Source organism: Microbacterium sp. GbtcB4, assembly GCF_019091465.1.
GTDB lineage: Bacteria > Actinomycetota > Actinomycetes > Actinomycetales > Microbacteriaceae > Microbacterium > Microbacterium paraoxydans.
On sequence record NZ_JAGXJJ010000001.1, the window covers coordinates 563,839 to 578,001 of the forward strand.

The window sequence follows — 14,163 nt, forward strand, 5'->3', positions numbered from 1 at the left end:
ATGCGACGCAGACTCACGGAACGGCTCTCCGTCCCCGGCCTCCGCTGGGGCCGTCTCTCCCTCGGCTCGATCATCTGCCTCGCCGTGCTCGCGATCATCGCGCTCGCCGCGATCCTCGCTCCGCTGATCTCGCCGTACGACCCGCTCGCCTCCGGCTCCCCGGTGCAGCCGCCGAGTGCGGAGCATTGGTTCGGCACCGACCGGCAGGGTCGCGACATCTTCTCCCGACTGGTCTACGGGGCCCGCTACTCCCTCGTGATCGGGCTCGGGGCCACCCTCGTCGCCCTCGCCGTCGCCTGCGTGCTGGGCACGATCGCCGCGACCGCGCCGAAGTGGATCTCCGAGACCCTCATGCGGGTCATGGACGTGATCATGTCGTTCCCCGGCATCGCGCTCGCCGCGGTGTTCGTGGCGGTGTTCGGCAAGTCGCTGCCGGTGCTCGTGCTCACGATCGCATTCCTCTACGTGCCGCAGCTGACCCGCATCGTCCGGGCGAACATCCTCGACCAGTACGGCGAGGACTACGTCTCGGCCGTCCGCGTAATGGGCGCGGGGACGCCGCGGATCATCGTGCGGCACGTCGCCCGCAACGCCATGGCACCCGTGCTCGTCTTCGCCACGGTGCTCGTCGCCGACGCGATCGTGTTCGAGGCCTCGCTGTCGTTCCTTCAGGCCGGTGTGCCCGATCCTGAGCCGTCCTGGGGCAACGTCATCGCCGCGGGCCGGAACCTGCTCATGAGCGGGGCGTGGTGGGCGACGTTCTTCCCCGGCATCCTCATCATGATCACCGTGCTGTGCCTCAACATCCTGTCCGAGGGGATGACCGACGCCATGGTCTCGCCGCGCGCCAGGAAGATCACCGCCGACGCCGCGAACACGGAGGAGTCGACGCACGACCTGGAGGAGGCCGCCGCCCCGGACGACACCCACGTCATCCCGACGGTCGACACCGCGGTCAACCTCTCGGTGCCCAGCGGCGTGCCCGACGTGCTCGTGCCCACCGCGGAGACGGTGCCGCTGGCGGAGCGCCTCGCCGAGCTGCGTGTCCGCGAACTCTCCCGCACTGACCGCCTGGTCTACACGGGAGACGCCGCGCCGCTGCTCGAGGTGCAGGATCTCTGCATCTCCTTCCCGCGCCACGGCGACGTCGACGTGGTCGACCACGTCAGCTTCACCGTGCGCCCCGGCGAGACCATGTCGCTCGTGGGGGAGTCGGGGTGCGGCAAGTCCATCACCTCGCTGGCGATCATGGGGCTGCTCGATCCGAAGGCCGACGTCCGCGGGCGCATCCTGTTCGACGGGAAGGATCTGCTGCGGATGACGCCGAAGGAGCGCAACGCGCTGCGCGGCCACGACATCGCGATGATCTACCAGGACGCCCTGAGCTCGCTGAACCCCGCGATGCTGATCCGCGCGCAGATGAAGCAGCTCACCTCCCGCGGCGGCACCCGCACGGCCGAGGAGCTGCTGGAGCTCGTCGGTCTCGATCCGAAGCGCACGCTCGCCTCGTACCCGCACGAGCTCTCGGGCGGCCAGCGGCAGCGCGTGCTCATCGCGATGGCCCTGACCCGCGACCCGCGGCTGGTGATCGCCGACGAGCCCACCACGGCCCTCGACGTGACGGTGCAGGCGCAGGTCGTGGAGCTGCTGATGCGGCTGCAGCGGGAGCTCGGGTTCGCACTGGTGTTCGTCTCGCACGACCTCGCCCTCGTCGCCGAGCTCTCGCACCGGATCACGGTGATGTACGCGGGCCAGGTCGTGGAGCAGGGCACCACACGCGAGGTGCTCACGCAGCCCGTCCACGAGTACACCCAGGGCCTGCTCGGGGCGGTGCTCTCGATCGAGGCCGGCTCCGACCGCCTGCACCAGGTGTCCGGTGTCGTCCCCTCCCCGCGGGACTTCCCGCAGGGCGACCGCTTCGCGCCGCGCTCGACGGACCCCGCCCGGTACGCCGGGGTGGAACCCGTGCGCCGGCAGATCGCCGGTACCGAGCACTACTACTCCGCGCATCCTGCCGATGCGCCCGTCGAACCGATCGGAGCAGGACGATGAGCGAACCCGTCATCCAGCTGCAGGACGTGCACGTCCGCTACCGGGCCCGCAGCTCGTCGTTGTTCCGCCCGCACTACGTCGACGCGCTCGCCGGGGTCTCGCTCACGGTCCGCCGCGGACAGACGCTGGGCATCGTGGGCGAGTCCGGCTCGGGCAAGTCCACCTCCGCGAAGGTGCTGATCGGCCTCGAGAAGCCCACGAGCGGTCAGGTCGTCTTCGACGGTGAGACCGTGCGCTCCTTCACCCCCGCGGTGCGCAAGCGCCTGGGACGCATCCTCTCCGTGGTCTTCCAGGACCCGGCGACGGCTCTGAACGCCCGCATGACCGTGCGGGACGCGCTCCTGGATCCGCTGCAGGTGCATCGCCTCGGCTCCCCGGCGAGCCGGGAGCGCAAGGTGCGCGACCTCGTCGGGCTCGTGGGGCTGCCGTCGTCGGCGCTGGAGGCGCTGCCCAGTCAGCTCTCCGGCGGCCAGCGGCAGCGCGTCGCGATCGCCAGGGCCCTCGTCCTCGACCCGCAGGTCATCGTCGCCGATGAGCCGACCTCGGCCCTCGACGTCTCGGTGCGCGCGCAGATCCTGAACCTGCTGACCGACCTGAAGCAGCAGCTCGGGCTCGGCATGGTCTTCATCTCCCACGACATCCAGACCGTCCGCTACCTCTCCGACGAGATCGCCGTGATGAACAAGGGCCGCGTCGTCGAGCACGGCGACGCCGCCCGGGTCTTCGACGACCCCGCCGACCCCTACACCCGCACGCTGCTGGGCGCCGCGCCCTCGCTGCTCGAACCCCACCACTGAAAAGACGGAACCTCTATGCCTTCCCCCGCTCCCGCCCTGTCGTTCTCCGGCGTCGTCCCGCCGGTCGCCACCCCGCTGCTCACCGACGGGACGATCGACCACGCGTCGCTCACCCGCCTGGTCGAGCGCCTGATCGGGGAGGGCGTCTCCGGACTGTTCGCGCTCGGCTCCACCGGCGAGACCGCCTACTTCACCGACGACCAGCGCGTCGAGCTGCTGCAGACGATCGTCGCCGCGAACGCGGGACGCGTGCCCGTCATCGCCGGCGCCATCGAGCTCACGGCCCCGCGCATCATCGAGACGGCCCGTCGGCTCGCGGCCGCGGGCGCGCAGGCGATCGTGACCACCGCGCCGCTGTACACGTTGAACTCGCCGGCCGAGGTCGCCGCGCACTTCCGGACGATCGCCGCCGCGATCGACGTGCCGCTCTGGGCCTACGACGTGCCGGTGCGGGTGCACTCCAAGCTCGGCATCGACCTGCTCGTGCAGCTCGGCCGGGAGGGCGTGATCCAGGGGGTGAAGGACTCGTCCGGCGACGACGTCGGGTTCCGCCGACTGATCGCGGCGAACGAGGCCGCCGGTCGCCCGCTGCAGCTGCTCACCGGGCACGAGGTCGTCGTCGACGCGATGGCCCTCGTCGGTGCCGCGGGTGTCGTCCCGGGCCTGGCGAACGTCGAGGCCGCGGGCTACGTGCGCCTCTGGGAGGCCGCGCAGAGCGGTGACTGGACGGCCGCCCGGGCCGAGCAGGAGCGCATCAACCGGCTCTTCGACATCGTGTTCCAGCCGCAGGGGCTGTCCGGCGACGCCACCGGCGTCGGGGCGTTCAAGGCGGCGATGCACGCGCGCGGCATCATCGACCACGCGACGATGGCCGACACGGTGGAGCCGCTCACGCCGGAGGCCGTCGCCGGCATCCGCACGATCCTCGACGAGCTCGGTCTGCTTCCGGTCGCCGTCTGATGCGCGAGGTCGTCCTCGCCGTCGACATCGGCGGCACCAAGACGGCCGCGGCGCTCGCCGACCGGGCGGACGCGCTGCTGCGCACCGCCGCGGCGCCGACCCCCGCGAGCGCGGGACCCGCCGCCGTCGTGGCGACCGTCGCCGCGCTCGCGCAGGAACTGCTCGACGAGGAGTCCGCGCTCGTCGGCGTCGGCATCGGCACCGCGGGCGTGGTCGACGCACGGACGGGGACGATCGTGTCGGCCACCGACACCTTCGCCGACTGGCCGGGCACTCCGCTGGCCGCCCTGATCCGGGGAGCCCTCGCGGACCGCCTCCCCGCCGATGCGCCGGTGGCCGTGCAGAACGACGTCGACGCGCACGCCACGGGGGAGTACCTCCACGGGACCGCCGCCGGAGCCTCGAGCGCCCTCGTCGTCGCCGTCGGCACCGGGGTCGGCGCGGGCGTCATCCTCGACGGCCGTCCGGTGCGCGGTGCCCACCACGTGGCGGGCGAGCTCGCGCACCTCCCCATCCCGGGCGCCGCGCACCTCCGCTGCCCCTGTGGCCGCAGCGGACACCTCGAGGCCCTCGGCTCCGGCATCGGCCTGCACCGGCATTACCTCTCGCTCGGCGGCGATGCGGCGCTGCGCGATGCGCGCGGGGTCGCCGCCGCGGCCGGCACGGGGGACTCCCTCGCCGTGCGCGCCGTCCAGGATTCCGCCGCCGCCGTCGGCCGCGCACTCGCGGGAGCCGCGACCCTCCTCGACCCGGAGCGGATCGTCGTCACCGGCGGCGTGCCGCGCATCGGCGAGCTGTGGTGGGACTCCCTGCGGGCGGCCTTCCACGCGGAGGCCATCGACGCCCTGCACGACACCCCCATCCTGCCGGGAACCCTCGGCGACGACGCGCCGCTGCGGGGAGCGGCGGCATCCGCCTGGAGGCGACCATGACACCGGCCCCCATCCTCGAACGCCTGCGCAGCGGCCTGATCGTCTCCTGTCAGGCGTACCCCGGGGAGGCGATGCGCGACCCGCGCACCATGGCGCAGGTTGCCGACGCCGCCCTCGTCGGCGGCGCCGCCGGGATCCGCGTGCAGGGGATCGACGACATCCGCGCGGTCGCCGAGCTTCCGGTGCCGATCATCGGGCTGTGGAAGGACGGCGATGCCGACGTCTTCATCACGCCGACACTGGAACATGCCGTGGCCGTCGCCGACGCGGGCGCCGACATCGTGGCGATCGACGGCACCCGACGCCCCCGGCCCGACGGCCGTACACTCGCGGAGACCATCGTGGGGCTGCGCGCGCATTCCGACACGCTCATCATGGCCGACTGCGGGTCGCTCGACGATGCGATCGCCGCCGAGGCCGCGGGCGCGGACATCATCGGCACGACCCTGTCCGGCTATACCGGGGAGCGTCCGAAGGGCGACGGCCCCGACCTCGAGCTCATCGGCCTCATCGCGGCACGCTGCACCCGCCCGATCGTCGCGGAAGGGCGCATCCACACCCCGGCGCACGCCGCCGCCGCGATCGCCGCGGGGGCCTACGCCGTGTGCGTCGGCACGGCCATCACCCATCCGGCCACCATCACGTCCTGGTTCGCGCGGAGTCTTGCCGAGGCCCGTCCGTGACCCCCGTGCTCCTCAGCGCCTATCCGCTGTCCCCCGCGCACGCCCACTGGGATCCGGCGCTGGAGGCCGCGCTGCTGCCGGAGCTCTGCGCGCTCCCCGGGGTGGCCGGGCTCGAGGTGCCGTGGATGGGGGCGGTGCATCCGCACGACCCGTCCTGGCTCCTGGGCCACGTGCCGGCGGTGCCCCTTGCGGTCACCGCGGTGCCGTTCGTGATGCGGCGGCTCGGGGAGGATTCGTCGTACGGCCTCGCCTCACCGCAGGCGGAGGGGAGAGCCGCGGCGGTGGCGGATCTGCGGCGCGTGGCGGACGACGTCGCGCGGCTCACCGCCGAGAGCGCCGCATCGGTCGCGGTGGTGATGCTGCACACCGCGCCCCGCGGGAGCGGAGACGGGGACGCGCTCGCCCGGTCGCTGGAGGAGGTCGCGGCGTTCGACTGGAGCGGAGCCCGGCTCGTCATCGAGCACTGCGACGCGGCCGTTCCCGGTCAGACGCCGGAGAAGGGGTTCCTCCCGCTCGCTGCCGAGATCGCGGCCATCCGATCCGCCGCCGCCCCGTTCGGCCTCTGGCTCAACTGGGGGCGGTCGGCGATCGAGCTGCGGGACGCGGATGCGGTGACCGCGCAGATCGCCGACGCAGCGGCTTCGGGGCTGCTGACCGGGCTCGCGTTCTCCGGGGCCGCGCCGGTGGAGAGTCCGTACGGCCCCGCCTGGGCGGACGCGCATCTGCCCATCGCGGAGACCCATCCCGCGTCCGCGTCGCTGCTCGACGCGGCGCACGTCCGCACGGGGCTCCGCGCCGCGGGCGCTGTGCCCTGGCTCGGACTCAAGGTCGCGCGACGGCCGGAGGATCGCACGGTCGCGGAGATCGTCCGCACCGCGGAACGGAACCTCGCCGTCGTCCGAGACGCGGGCTGAGCGGAAACTCCCAGCCCGCTCCCAGCCCCGCGGGACCAAAACGGGCTCCTCCCTGGTTCTCCTCAGTGACGCCGCAGCCAGCGGCGTCGGACAAGGAGCCACTCATGTCGAACGACTACGGCAGGACCCCCGAGGCCGTCAGCGGTCTCACGAACCTGCAGTACGAGGTCACGCAGCAGGACGCCACCGAGCCGCCCTTCCGCAACGCCTACTGGAACACCCACGACGACGGCATCTACGTCGACGTCGTCTCCGGGCAGCCGCTGTTCTCCTCCCGGGACAAGTACGACAGCGGCACCGGCTGGCCGAGCTTCACGCGCCCGATCGACGCCGACGCCGTGACCACGAATACCGACCGCACGCTGTGGATGACCCGCACCGAGGCGCGGTCGTCCGGCGCCGACAGCCACCTGGGTCACGTCTTCGACGACGGACCCCGCGCCGAGGGCGGCCTCCGCTACTGCATGAACTCGGCGGCCCTCCGCTTCATCCCGGCGGAGGATCTCGAGAAGGAGGGGTACGGTCGCTACAGCCCCCTCTTCACCACCCACACCTCTGAGGAGCAGTCATGACCGACACCGGAACCATCACCCGCACCCCCGGGACCGAGACGGCCGTCCTCGCGGGCGGCTGCTTCTGGGGCATGGAAGACCTCATCCGCCGCCAGCCCGGGGTGATCGACACCCGCGTGGGCTACACCGGCGGGGAGAACGACCACGCGACCTACCGCAACCACCCCGGTCACGCGGAGGCCGTGGAGATCGTCTTCGACCCGAGTGCGACGACCTATCGCGACATCCTGGCGTTCTTCTTCCAGATCCACGACCCGTCGACGCTGAACCGTCAGGGCAACGACATCGGGTCGAGCTACCGGTCGGCGATCTTCCCGCTCACCCCCGAGCAGGAGCAGGTCGCCCGCGACACGATCGCCGACGTCGACGCCTCCGGGCTGTGGCCGGGGAAGGCCGTCACGACGATCGAGCCCGCCGGTCCGTTCTGGGAGGCCGAGCCCGAGCACCAGGACTACCTGATCAAGTACCCGAACGGCTACACGTGCCACTTCCCCCGCGCCGGTTGGGTCCTCCCGAAGCGCGAGGACGCCACCGCCTGATCCCCGAGACCCCGCTTTCGCGCCGAGACCCCCTCCTGCACACGCATGCAGGAGGGGGTCTCGGCGCGGAGACGGGGTCTCGGCGGGGTCAGGACTCGGCGAAGAAACCGAGCGCGGCCTCCTTGAAGTCGCGGGAGCCGGGGGCGTTGAAGTGGTGGCGGTTCGGGAGCTCGACGAAACGGGCATCGGGAGCCGCGGCGGCCAGTGCCCGGGAGCCCTCGATGATCGCGTCCTTCGATCCCGTCGCGAACAGCAGCGGCACGACCGGCGCGTCCGCGGGATCGGGATCGATCGTGCCGGAGCCTCGAAGTCCCTCCGCCAGGGCGATGAGCGCGCGCAGATCGTTCCCGGGCACCCGCTCGGTCAGCGCGATGTAGTTCTGCGTCGTGCGGTCCTCCACCGGGGTGCCGTCCGCGATGTACGCGCGCACCTGGTCGAGGTCGAGACGTGCGAGGGGGATGCCGTCGGGGACACCGCCCAGGACCGCCCGGCCGATCCGATGCGGGAGCTCGCGGGCCACCTCCCACCCCACCCGGGCGCCGAGCGAGTAGCCGAGGTAGAACGCGTCGTCGACGAGGTACGTGTCCATGACGGTCTCGACGTCGGTCACGAGGTTGCGGATGGCGTAGGCGTCGGACTCGTGCGGCTTGTCGCTCTGCCCGTGGCCCCGCTGGTCGAGCGCGAGCACGCGGTACCCGGCCCTGGTCAGCTCGCGCACCCAGCCGGTCAGCACCCAGTTGTCGCGCGCGCCCGAGGCGAAGCCGTGCACGGTCACCACGACCGGGGCGTCGAGCTCGCCCCACGTGTAGGTCGCCAGTCGTGTGCCGTCCGCCGCGTAGACGTGCTGCGGGTCGGGCATCTCGGTGAGGTCGGAGAGGGGAACAGCCACCCCACCATCCTCCCCCCGCTCCTCCCTTCCGGGGCGCCGAGACCCCGGTTACACGCCGAAACCCCCTCCCCGCGGTGTCGCGGAGAGGGGGTTTCGAGGAGAACCCGGGGTCTCGGGTCAGACGCGGTCGCGCAGCGCGGCGCCGAGCTCGGCGTCCACGTTCGTCCAGTACTGGAAGAAGCGCTCGCGGATGGCGTCGACCGTGATCGAACGGCCCTGACCGGTCAGGACCTCCAGGAAGCGGGCGCGCTGCGGGCCGTCGAAGACCTCGCGGTACAGCGTGCCGGCCTGACCGAAGTCGTCGTCCTCGGCGTGCAGCGTCGCGGCGGAGCGGGTGAGCTCGCCGTCCGCCGACCAGTTCACCTCGATGCCCTTCGCCGGGTCGGCCGCGGGGCCACCGGGGGTCCCGAAGGAGTTCGGCTGGTAGGTGCGGTGCGCGGCGTCGTTGTACTGGTACCGCATCGAGCCCTCGTGCTGGTAGTTGCGGGTCTCGGCGGCGTGCGGCTGGTTCACCGGCAGCTGGTTGTAGTTCGCGCCGATGCGGTGCCGCTGGGCGTCCGGGTAGGCGAACATCCGGCCCATGAGCATCTTGTCGGGGGAGATGCCGGTACCGGGCACCTGGTTCCCCGGCGCGAAGCCGGCCTGCTCGATCTGCGCGAAGAAGTTCTCCGGGTTGCGGTTGAGGGTCAGCGTGCCGACCTTGATGCGCGGGTAGTCCTTCTTCGAGATCGTCTTGGTGAGGTCGAAGGGGTTGAAGCGGTAGTCCTTGGCCTCGTCGTACGGCATGATCTGCACGTACAGGTCCCACTTCGGGAAGTCGCCCTCGGCGATCGACTGGAACAGGTCGCGACGGTAGTGGTCCGCGTCGGAACCGGCCAGCTGCTCGGCCTCCTCCGGGCTCATCGCCTCGACGCCCTGGTGGGAGATGAAGTGGTACTTCACCCAGAACACCTCGCCCTCGGCGTTGATCCACGAGTACGTGTGCGAGCCGTAGCCGTTCATGTGACGCCAGCTGCGGGGCAGGCCGCGCTCGCCCATGAGGTAGGTGACCTGGTGGGCGCTCTCGGGCGAGAGGGTCCAGAAGTCCCACTGCATGTCCGCGTCGCGCAGGCCGGAGTCGCCGAGGCGCTTCTGCGAGTGGATGAAGTCCGGGAACTTGATGGCGTCGCGGAGGAAGAACGTCGGGGTGTTGTTGCCGACGATGTCGAGGTTGCCCTCGGTCGTGTAGAAGCGCAGCGAGAACCCGCGCACGTCGCGCCAGGTGTCGGGCGAGCCCTGCTCACCGGCGACGGAGGAGAAGCGGAGGAGGGTCTCCGAGGTGGCGCCCGGCTGGAACACGGCCGCCCGGGTGTACTTCGAGACGTCCTCGGTGACGACGAACTCACCGAACGCGCCGCCGCCCTTGGCGTGCGGGTTGCGCTCCGGCACACGCTCGCGGTTGAAGGAGGCGAGCTTCTCGACCAGGTAGTGGTCGTGCAGCGCGGTGGGGCCGTCGGGGCCCACGGTCAGCGAGTGGGTGTCGCTCGCGATCGGCGCTCCGGCCTGCGTCGTCGTGGCCGGACGGCCCGCGTCGGTGGGGTTGGTCATGGTCTTCTCCTTCTCCGCGCGGACATGCCGAACGGACCCTCGGGGAGGGGATCGGTGGATGCGCCTACGCGGCGTTCTGGCAGCTGGGGCAGAGGCCCCAGAAGGTGACTTCAGCTGTCTGCACGGTGAAGCCCCCCGTCGAGGACGGGGTGAGACACGGCGCCTCGCCGACGACGCAGTCCACATCGCCGACCGCACCGCAGGAGGTGCAGACGACATGGTGGTGGTTGTCGTCGATGCGCCGTTCGTACAGCGCCGCGGAGCCTGCCGGTTCGATCCGGCGGATGAGGCCCGCCGTCGTCAGGTCCGCGAGGATGTTGTGCACCGACTGGATCGACGTGGTCGGAAGCACGTCGGACACGGCGCGGTAGACCCGCTCCGCATCCGTGTGGGCCATGGAGCCGAGAGCCTCGAGAACGGCGACGCGGCCCGCAGTCGCACGCAGCCCGGCGTCGCGCAACGCCGAGTCGAGTTCCGTCTCCATGCCCTCGACTCTACACGTGTTTTGAGTGATTCAAAAGAGCATGCCGGGATGCCGGGCGCGTCGCCGTCAGACGAAGCGGACCGTCTGCTGCAGCCGGGTGCGGATATCGAACAGCTCGTTGCCGCCGATGGCCCGCGCCCCGGGGACGCCCTGCCGCAGCACCATCGCCAGCGCGCTGCGCCGCACCACCACGACCGGGACGCCGCGGTTGCTGCCGAGCGGGGTGACCGCCTGGGCGAGGTCGTCGTCGGGGAGCACCACGATCGCGCCGCCGAACTTCACCTTCGCGGCCTTCGCCACCGCGCGCATCCGGGCGAGAGCCGCCGTGACCGGGGCCCGGGTGCCGAGGCTCGGGCCGGTGATCTCCCCGCGGCGGAACCCCACGACCCCGCCGAAGTCCTCGGACATGAGGCCGTAGAGGCCGGAGGGACTGAGCACCACGTGGTCGAGCTTGTCCTCGGGGGTCTGTCCGGCGGCGACGTCGTGCCAGACCGTGAAGCCCATGCCGAGGTCGGAGACCGTCCGGGCGGTGGCCTCCTCCGCGAGCGCGTCGGCGAGCAGCCGCCGGAGCTCCCGCGGGGCGGCGCGGACGAGGGCCGGGGCGTACGGATCGGGGACCTCGACCCCGTGACCCGCCCACTCGCGGATCAGGGAGAGGTAGCGTTCGCGGCGCCAGCCGCCGGGGTGTCCGTAGGAGCGGGCGCGCGGCCGGGTGTCGGTGCGCACGGTCTGGGGGCGCCAGCCGCTCCATTCGCCGCCGTCGTCGGTCAGGCCCGCGCGGCGGTCGTACGCGGCGCGGTCCTCCGCGGTGCCGATGAGCTCCCACGCGCGCTGGACCTGGATGAACACGGCCGCGTCGCCGCCGGTGTCGGGGTGGGTCTGCCGCAGTCGCAGCCGGTACGCCCGCCGGAGCTCGGCGTCGTCGACGGCCGGATCCACGCCGAGGATCTCGTACGGCGAGGCCGAGAGCGGACTGTCGAACATCGCTCTCCTTCCGCGACCGCGGCGTCCAGGATATCCGTCGGACGGTGTGCGACTGCCGGGAGGTCTCAGTCTGCGACGTCGACGATCCGCTCGATCCCGGCGACCGGGGCCACGGCGCCCCCGGACGCGGCGGCGAGGTCGGCGGTCAGGCGCGGAAGCGCGGCGGCGGGCACCCACAGCTCCAGCTGTGCGGAGGCCCCGTAGGTCGGCGTGCCGAGCGTGGCCCCGTGGGAGGCCGCCCAGTCGCGGAGCAGGTTGTCGTAGCGGCCGGCCTCGGCGTGCGGGACCTCGACGGTCGCCTGGGTGAGCGCCGCGCGACGGACGAGGGCGGCCCGGTCGAGCGTCTCGGACACCGCGGTGGAGTAGGCGCGGATGAGGCCGCCCGCCCCGAGCTTCACCCCGCCGAAGTAGCGGGTCACCACCGCGACGACGTCCGTGAGGCCGCGGCGCCGGAGGACCTCGAGCATCGGGACCCCGGCCGTTCCGGAGGGCTCGCCGTCGTCCGAGGAGCGCGCCTGATCCCCGTGCAGCCCGGTCACCATCGCGGTGCAGTTGTGGTTCGCGTCCCAGGCGCGCTTCCGGACCGTCGCGATGACGGCTTCGGCCTCGGCCACCGACGACACCGGTGCGACATGGGTGAGGAAGCGCGACTTCCGGATCACGAGCTCGTGGTCGACGGCCGCCGCGATCGTCGCCGGGAACGGGTGCGGTGTCGACATCGGCCCCACGATACCTCCGTTCGAATCGCCTGATTGGTTCCAAATCCGGGCCGGATGCCGCCAATCGGGCGATTCGAACCGGGTCGACCGAAGGATGGAGGCGCACATCGGCCCGGCGGACGAGAATGTCAGCATGCCGACCGGAGACACCGCCGAGACCGACCACCCGGGAGGGCGGACGGGACGCACGCGCTCCTGGGGGCGCCTGGTCACGTCGCTCCGTGTCGGCCAGGCCGTCATCACCGTCGTGCTCACCGTCGTCGGCGTCGTCCGCTCCCTCGCCGACGGGGTCCCGGTGCCGTGGCTGCTCGCGACCGCCCTCGCCTTCCTCGGCTGGTACGGCGGCGGACTCCTGCTCTCCTCCCGCACGGACGACCGGGCACTCGCCGCCGGTTGGCTGCTGGGGCTCACGGCCATCTGGCTGGGAGCGGTGGCGCTGTCGCCGGAGTTCGTCTGGCTCGCGTTCTCGCTGTGGCTGCTCGCCGGCTTCCTGCTGCGACTGCGGTGGGCTGTGCTGCTCAGCATCCTCATCCTCGCCGTCGTCATCGTCGCGCCGCTGCTGCACACCGGGACGACCACCTACGCGAACGTGATCGGGCCGCTGGTGGGCGGCATCTTCGCCCTCGGGATCTCCCGCGGCTACCTGGAGCTCGTCCGCGACGGGCGGGAGCGGCGGCGACTCATCGCGTCCCTCGTCGCGACGCAGCAGGAGATGGCGGCCCTCCAGGACGAGCTCGCCCGGACCCAGCGGGAGTCCGGCGCCGCCGCCGAGCGCACCAGGGTGTCGCGCGACATCCACGACACGGTCGCCCAGAGCCTGTCGTCCATCGTCCTGCTGGCGCGGTCGGCCGCAGAGCACGAGGACGGCCGGGATCGGGCGCTCGGGCAGATCGGGGCCCTCGCCGCGGAAGGGCTCGCCGACGCCCGGCGCATCGTCGACGACCTCATGCCCGCCGAGCTGGACGGCTCCGCGCTGAGCGACGCCCTTGCCCGGATGCTCGAGCGCCTGACCGCCGAGACCGGGATCGCGGCCACCTTCCATGCCGACGAGGATCTGCCCGCACTCGGCCTCGATGCCGAGGTCGCCCTGCTGCGGACGGCGCAGTCCGCGCTCGCCAACGTGCGCAGCCACGCCGGCGCCACTCGGGTGGTGGTGACCCTCGCGGACGCCGGCGACGCGGTGCGGCTGGACGTGGTCGACGACGGTCGCGGCTTCGACCCGTCGCGGCTGGACTCGGCGGGGCCCGGCGGCGGCTACGGCCTGCGGGCGATGCGCGCCCGACTGCGCGAGCTCGGCGGCGGTCTCGACGTGGAGAGCGCCCCCGGCGACGGCACCGCGCTGTCGGCCCACCTCCCCCTGGGAGGTCGGTCGTGACCCCCGTGCGGATCCTGCTCGTCGACGACCACCCCATCGTCCGCGCCGGCGTGCGCTCGCTGTTCGACCGTCGCGACGACGCCGAGGTCGTGGGCGAGGCCGCGTCGGGGGAGGAGGCGGTCGTCCTCGCCCGGCACCTCCGTCCCGACGTCGTCCTCTGCGATCTGCGGCTGGGGGCCGGCATGGACGGCGTGCAGACGACGGCGGCGCTTCGGGCGCTCGACCCGGCGCCGGCGGTGCTCATCCTCACGACGTTCGACCGCGACGCCCAGATCCTCGGCGCGATCGAGGCCGGGGCGGCGGGGTATCTGCTCAAGGACATCGCCTCGGAGGACATCGTCCGGGCCGTGCGACAGGCCGCATCGGGTGGGCAGGCGCTGACGCCGGAGCTCACGGCGCGCGTCGGCCGCGCCCTCCGCGCCCCGCGGGTGCAGCTCACGGGGCGCGAGCTCGACGTGCTGCGGCTGCTCGACACCGGGGCCTCGAACCGGGAGATCGCGAAGGCGCTGTTCGTCACGGAGGCGACGGTGAAGACCCACCTCGTGCACGTCTTCGAGAAGCTCGGGGCCGACAGTCGCGCGAAGGCGGTCGCGATCGCCAGGGAGTCCGGACTGCTCTGACGCCCGCGGCCTCAACCGTTCGATGGATCCGCAGCGACGGCCCCACGGCGAGGCTG

At 72.4% G+C, this 14,163-nt stretch carries 15 protein-coding genes; 10 read left to right on the top strand and 5 right to left on the bottom strand.

Going from position 1 to position 14,163, the window contains the following annotated elements; all coding sequences use genetic code 11:
• From KVS71_RS02620 to msrA, 8 genes are all read left to right on the top strand, one after another.
• Positions 1 to 2,052, top strand: coding sequence for a dipeptide/oligopeptide/nickel ABC transporter permease/ATP-binding protein (locus tag KVS71_RS02620; RefSeq protein ID WP_217583593.1), 2,052 nt, complete (start codon positions 1 to 3; stop codon positions 2,050 to 2,052).
• A complete protein-coding gene (locus KVS71_RS02625) occupies positions 2,049 to 2,849 on the top strand; it encodes an ABC transporter ATP-binding protein (RefSeq protein ID WP_060923411.1) in 801 nt (266 codons plus the stop codon). Before KVS71_RS02620 ends, KVS71_RS02625 begins: the two co-directional genes overlap by 4 nt.
• 15 nt (positions 2,850 to 2,864) lie before the next feature.
• A complete protein-coding gene (locus KVS71_RS02630; RefSeq protein ID WP_217583595.1) occupies positions 2,865 to 3,809 on the top strand; it encodes a dihydrodipicolinate synthase family protein in 945 nt (314 codons plus the stop codon).
• Positions 3,809 to 4,741 carry an ROK family protein gene (locus KVS71_RS02635; protein ID WP_083370953.1) on the top strand — a complete coding sequence of 311 codons (933 nt, stop codon included), beginning with the start codon at positions 3,809 to 3,811 and terminating at the stop codon, positions 4,739 to 4,741. The genes KVS71_RS02630 and KVS71_RS02635 overlap by 1 nt, the downstream gene beginning before the upstream one ends.
• Positions 4,738 to 5,424 carry a putative N-acetylmannosamine-6-phosphate 2-epimerase gene (locus KVS71_RS02640; RefSeq protein WP_217583597.1) on the top strand — a complete coding sequence of 229 codons (687 nt, stop codon included), beginning with the start codon at positions 4,738 to 4,740 and terminating at the stop codon, positions 5,422 to 5,424. The genes KVS71_RS02635 and KVS71_RS02640 overlap by 4 nt, the downstream gene beginning before the upstream one ends.
• Positions 5,421 to 6,338, top strand: coding sequence for a DUF4862 family protein (locus KVS71_RS02645; protein WP_217583604.1), 918 nt, complete (start codon positions 5,421 to 5,423; stop codon positions 6,336 to 6,338). The genes KVS71_RS02640 and KVS71_RS02645 overlap by 4 nt, the downstream gene beginning before the upstream one ends.
• Before the next feature lie 104 nt (positions 6,339 to 6,442).
• Positions 6,443 to 6,910 carry a peptide-methionine (R)-S-oxide reductase MsrB gene (gene msrB / locus KVS71_RS02650; RefSeq protein ID WP_217583606.1) on the top strand — a complete coding sequence of 156 codons (468 nt, stop codon included), beginning with the start codon at positions 6,443 to 6,445 and terminating at the stop codon, positions 6,908 to 6,910.
• The gene (gene msrA / locus KVS71_RS02655; RefSeq protein ID WP_025102782.1) at positions 6,907 to 7,449 is read left to right on the top strand and encodes a peptide-methionine (S)-S-oxide reductase MsrA; all 543 of its coding nucleotides are present in this window, start codon (positions 6,907 to 6,909) and stop codon (positions 7,447 to 7,449) included. The genes msrB and msrA overlap by 4 nt, the downstream gene beginning before the upstream one ends.
• A gap of 88 nt (positions 7,450 to 7,537) precedes the next feature.
• Here the strand turns inward: msrA and KVS71_RS02660 are convergent, their stop codons facing one another.
• The 5 genes from KVS71_RS02660 to KVS71_RS02680 all read right to left on the bottom strand — a co-directional run bounded on the left by KVS71_RS02660 (position 7,538) and on the right by KVS71_RS02680 (position 12,112).
• Positions 7,538 to 8,338, bottom strand: coding sequence for an alpha/beta fold hydrolase (locus KVS71_RS02660; RefSeq protein ID WP_144881692.1), 801 nt, complete (start codon positions 8,336 to 8,338; stop codon positions 7,538 to 7,540).
• Positions 8,339 to 8,455: 117 nt separating this feature from the next.
• Positions 8,456 to 9,925 carry a catalase gene (locus KVS71_RS02665; RefSeq protein WP_025102780.1) on the bottom strand — a complete coding sequence of 490 codons (1,470 nt, stop codon included), beginning with the start codon at positions 9,923 to 9,925 and terminating at the stop codon, positions 8,456 to 8,458.
• A 64-nt stretch (positions 9,926 to 9,989) separates the two neighbouring features.
• Positions 9,990 to 10,409 carry a Fur family transcriptional regulator gene (locus KVS71_RS02670; protein WP_025102779.1) on the bottom strand — a complete coding sequence of 140 codons (420 nt, stop codon included), beginning with the start codon at positions 10,407 to 10,409 and terminating at the stop codon, positions 9,990 to 9,992.
• 66 nt (positions 10,410 to 10,475) lie between these two features.
• Complete coding sequence (locus KVS71_RS02675; protein ID WP_217583614.1) at positions 10,476 to 11,393, bottom strand: DnaJ domain-containing protein; 918 nt, start codon at positions 11,391 to 11,393, stop codon at positions 10,476 to 10,478.
• Between the two features lie 65 nt (positions 11,394 to 11,458).
• Positions 11,459 to 12,112, bottom strand: a complete 654-nt coding sequence (locus tag KVS71_RS02680; protein ID WP_217583616.1) for a YigZ family protein — start codon at positions 12,110 to 12,112, stop codon at positions 11,459 to 11,461.
• A gap of 133 nt (positions 12,113 to 12,245) precedes the next feature.
• Between KVS71_RS02680 and KVS71_RS02685 the strand changes: the two genes are divergently transcribed.
• The gene (locus tag KVS71_RS02685) at positions 12,246 to 13,487 is read left to right on the top strand and encodes a sensor histidine kinase (protein ID WP_217583618.1); all 1,242 of its coding nucleotides are present in this window, start codon (positions 12,246 to 12,248) and stop codon (positions 13,485 to 13,487) included.
• Complete coding sequence (locus KVS71_RS02690) at positions 13,484 to 14,107, top strand: response regulator transcription factor (protein WP_217583621.1); 624 nt, start codon at positions 13,484 to 13,486, stop codon at positions 14,105 to 14,107. The genes KVS71_RS02685 and KVS71_RS02690 overlap by 4 nt, the downstream gene beginning before the upstream one ends.
• Positions 14,108 to 14,163: the final 56 nt, after the last annotated feature.

What these genes read in the sequence shown, in the direction of transcription:
- KVS71_RS02620 (WP_217583593.1), top strand. Translation starts at nt 1, where the DNA reads ATGCGACGCAGACTCACGGAACGGCTCTCCGTCCCCGGCCTCCGCTGG.
- KVS71_RS02625 (WP_060923411.1), top strand. Translation starts at nt 2,049, where the DNA reads ATGAGCGAACCCGTCATCCAGCTGCAGGACGTGCACGTCCGCTACCGG.
- KVS71_RS02630 (WP_217583595.1), top strand. Translation starts at nt 2,865, where the DNA reads ATGCCTTCCCCCGCTCCCGCCCTGTCGTTCTCCGGCGTCGTCCCGCCG.
- KVS71_RS02635 (WP_083370953.1), top strand. Translation starts at nt 3,809, where the DNA reads ATGCGCGAGGTCGTCCTCGCCGTCGACATCGGCGGCACCAAGACGGCC.
- KVS71_RS02640 (WP_217583597.1), top strand. Translation starts at nt 4,738, where the DNA reads ATGACACCGGCCCCCATCCTCGAACGCCTGCGCAGCGGCCTGATCGTC.
- msrB (WP_217583606.1), top strand. Translation starts at nt 6,443, where the DNA reads ATGTCGAACGACTACGGCAGGACCCCCGAGGCCGTCAGCGGTCTCACG.
- msrA (WP_025102782.1), top strand. Translation starts at nt 6,907, where the DNA reads ATGACCGACACCGGAACCATCACCCGCACCCCCGGGACCGAGACGGCC.
- KVS71_RS02665 (WP_025102780.1), bottom strand. Translation starts at nt 9,925, where the DNA reads ATGACCAACCCCACCGACGCGGGCCGTCCGGCCACGACGACGCAGGCC.
- KVS71_RS02670 (WP_025102779.1), bottom strand. Translation starts at nt 10,409, where the DNA reads ATGGAGACGGAACTCGACTCGGCGTTGCGCGACGCCGGGCTGCGTGCG.
- KVS71_RS02675 (WP_217583614.1), bottom strand. Translation starts at nt 11,393, where the DNA reads ATGTTCGACAGTCCGCTCTCGGCCTCGCCGTACGAGATCCTCGGCGTG.
- KVS71_RS02680 (WP_217583616.1), bottom strand. Translation starts at nt 12,112, where the DNA reads ATGTCGACACCGCACCCGTTCCCGGCGACGATCGCGGCGGCCGTCGAC.
- KVS71_RS02685 (WP_217583618.1), top strand. Translation starts at nt 12,246, where the DNA reads ATGCCGACCGGAGACACCGCCGAGACCGACCACCCGGGAGGGCGGACG.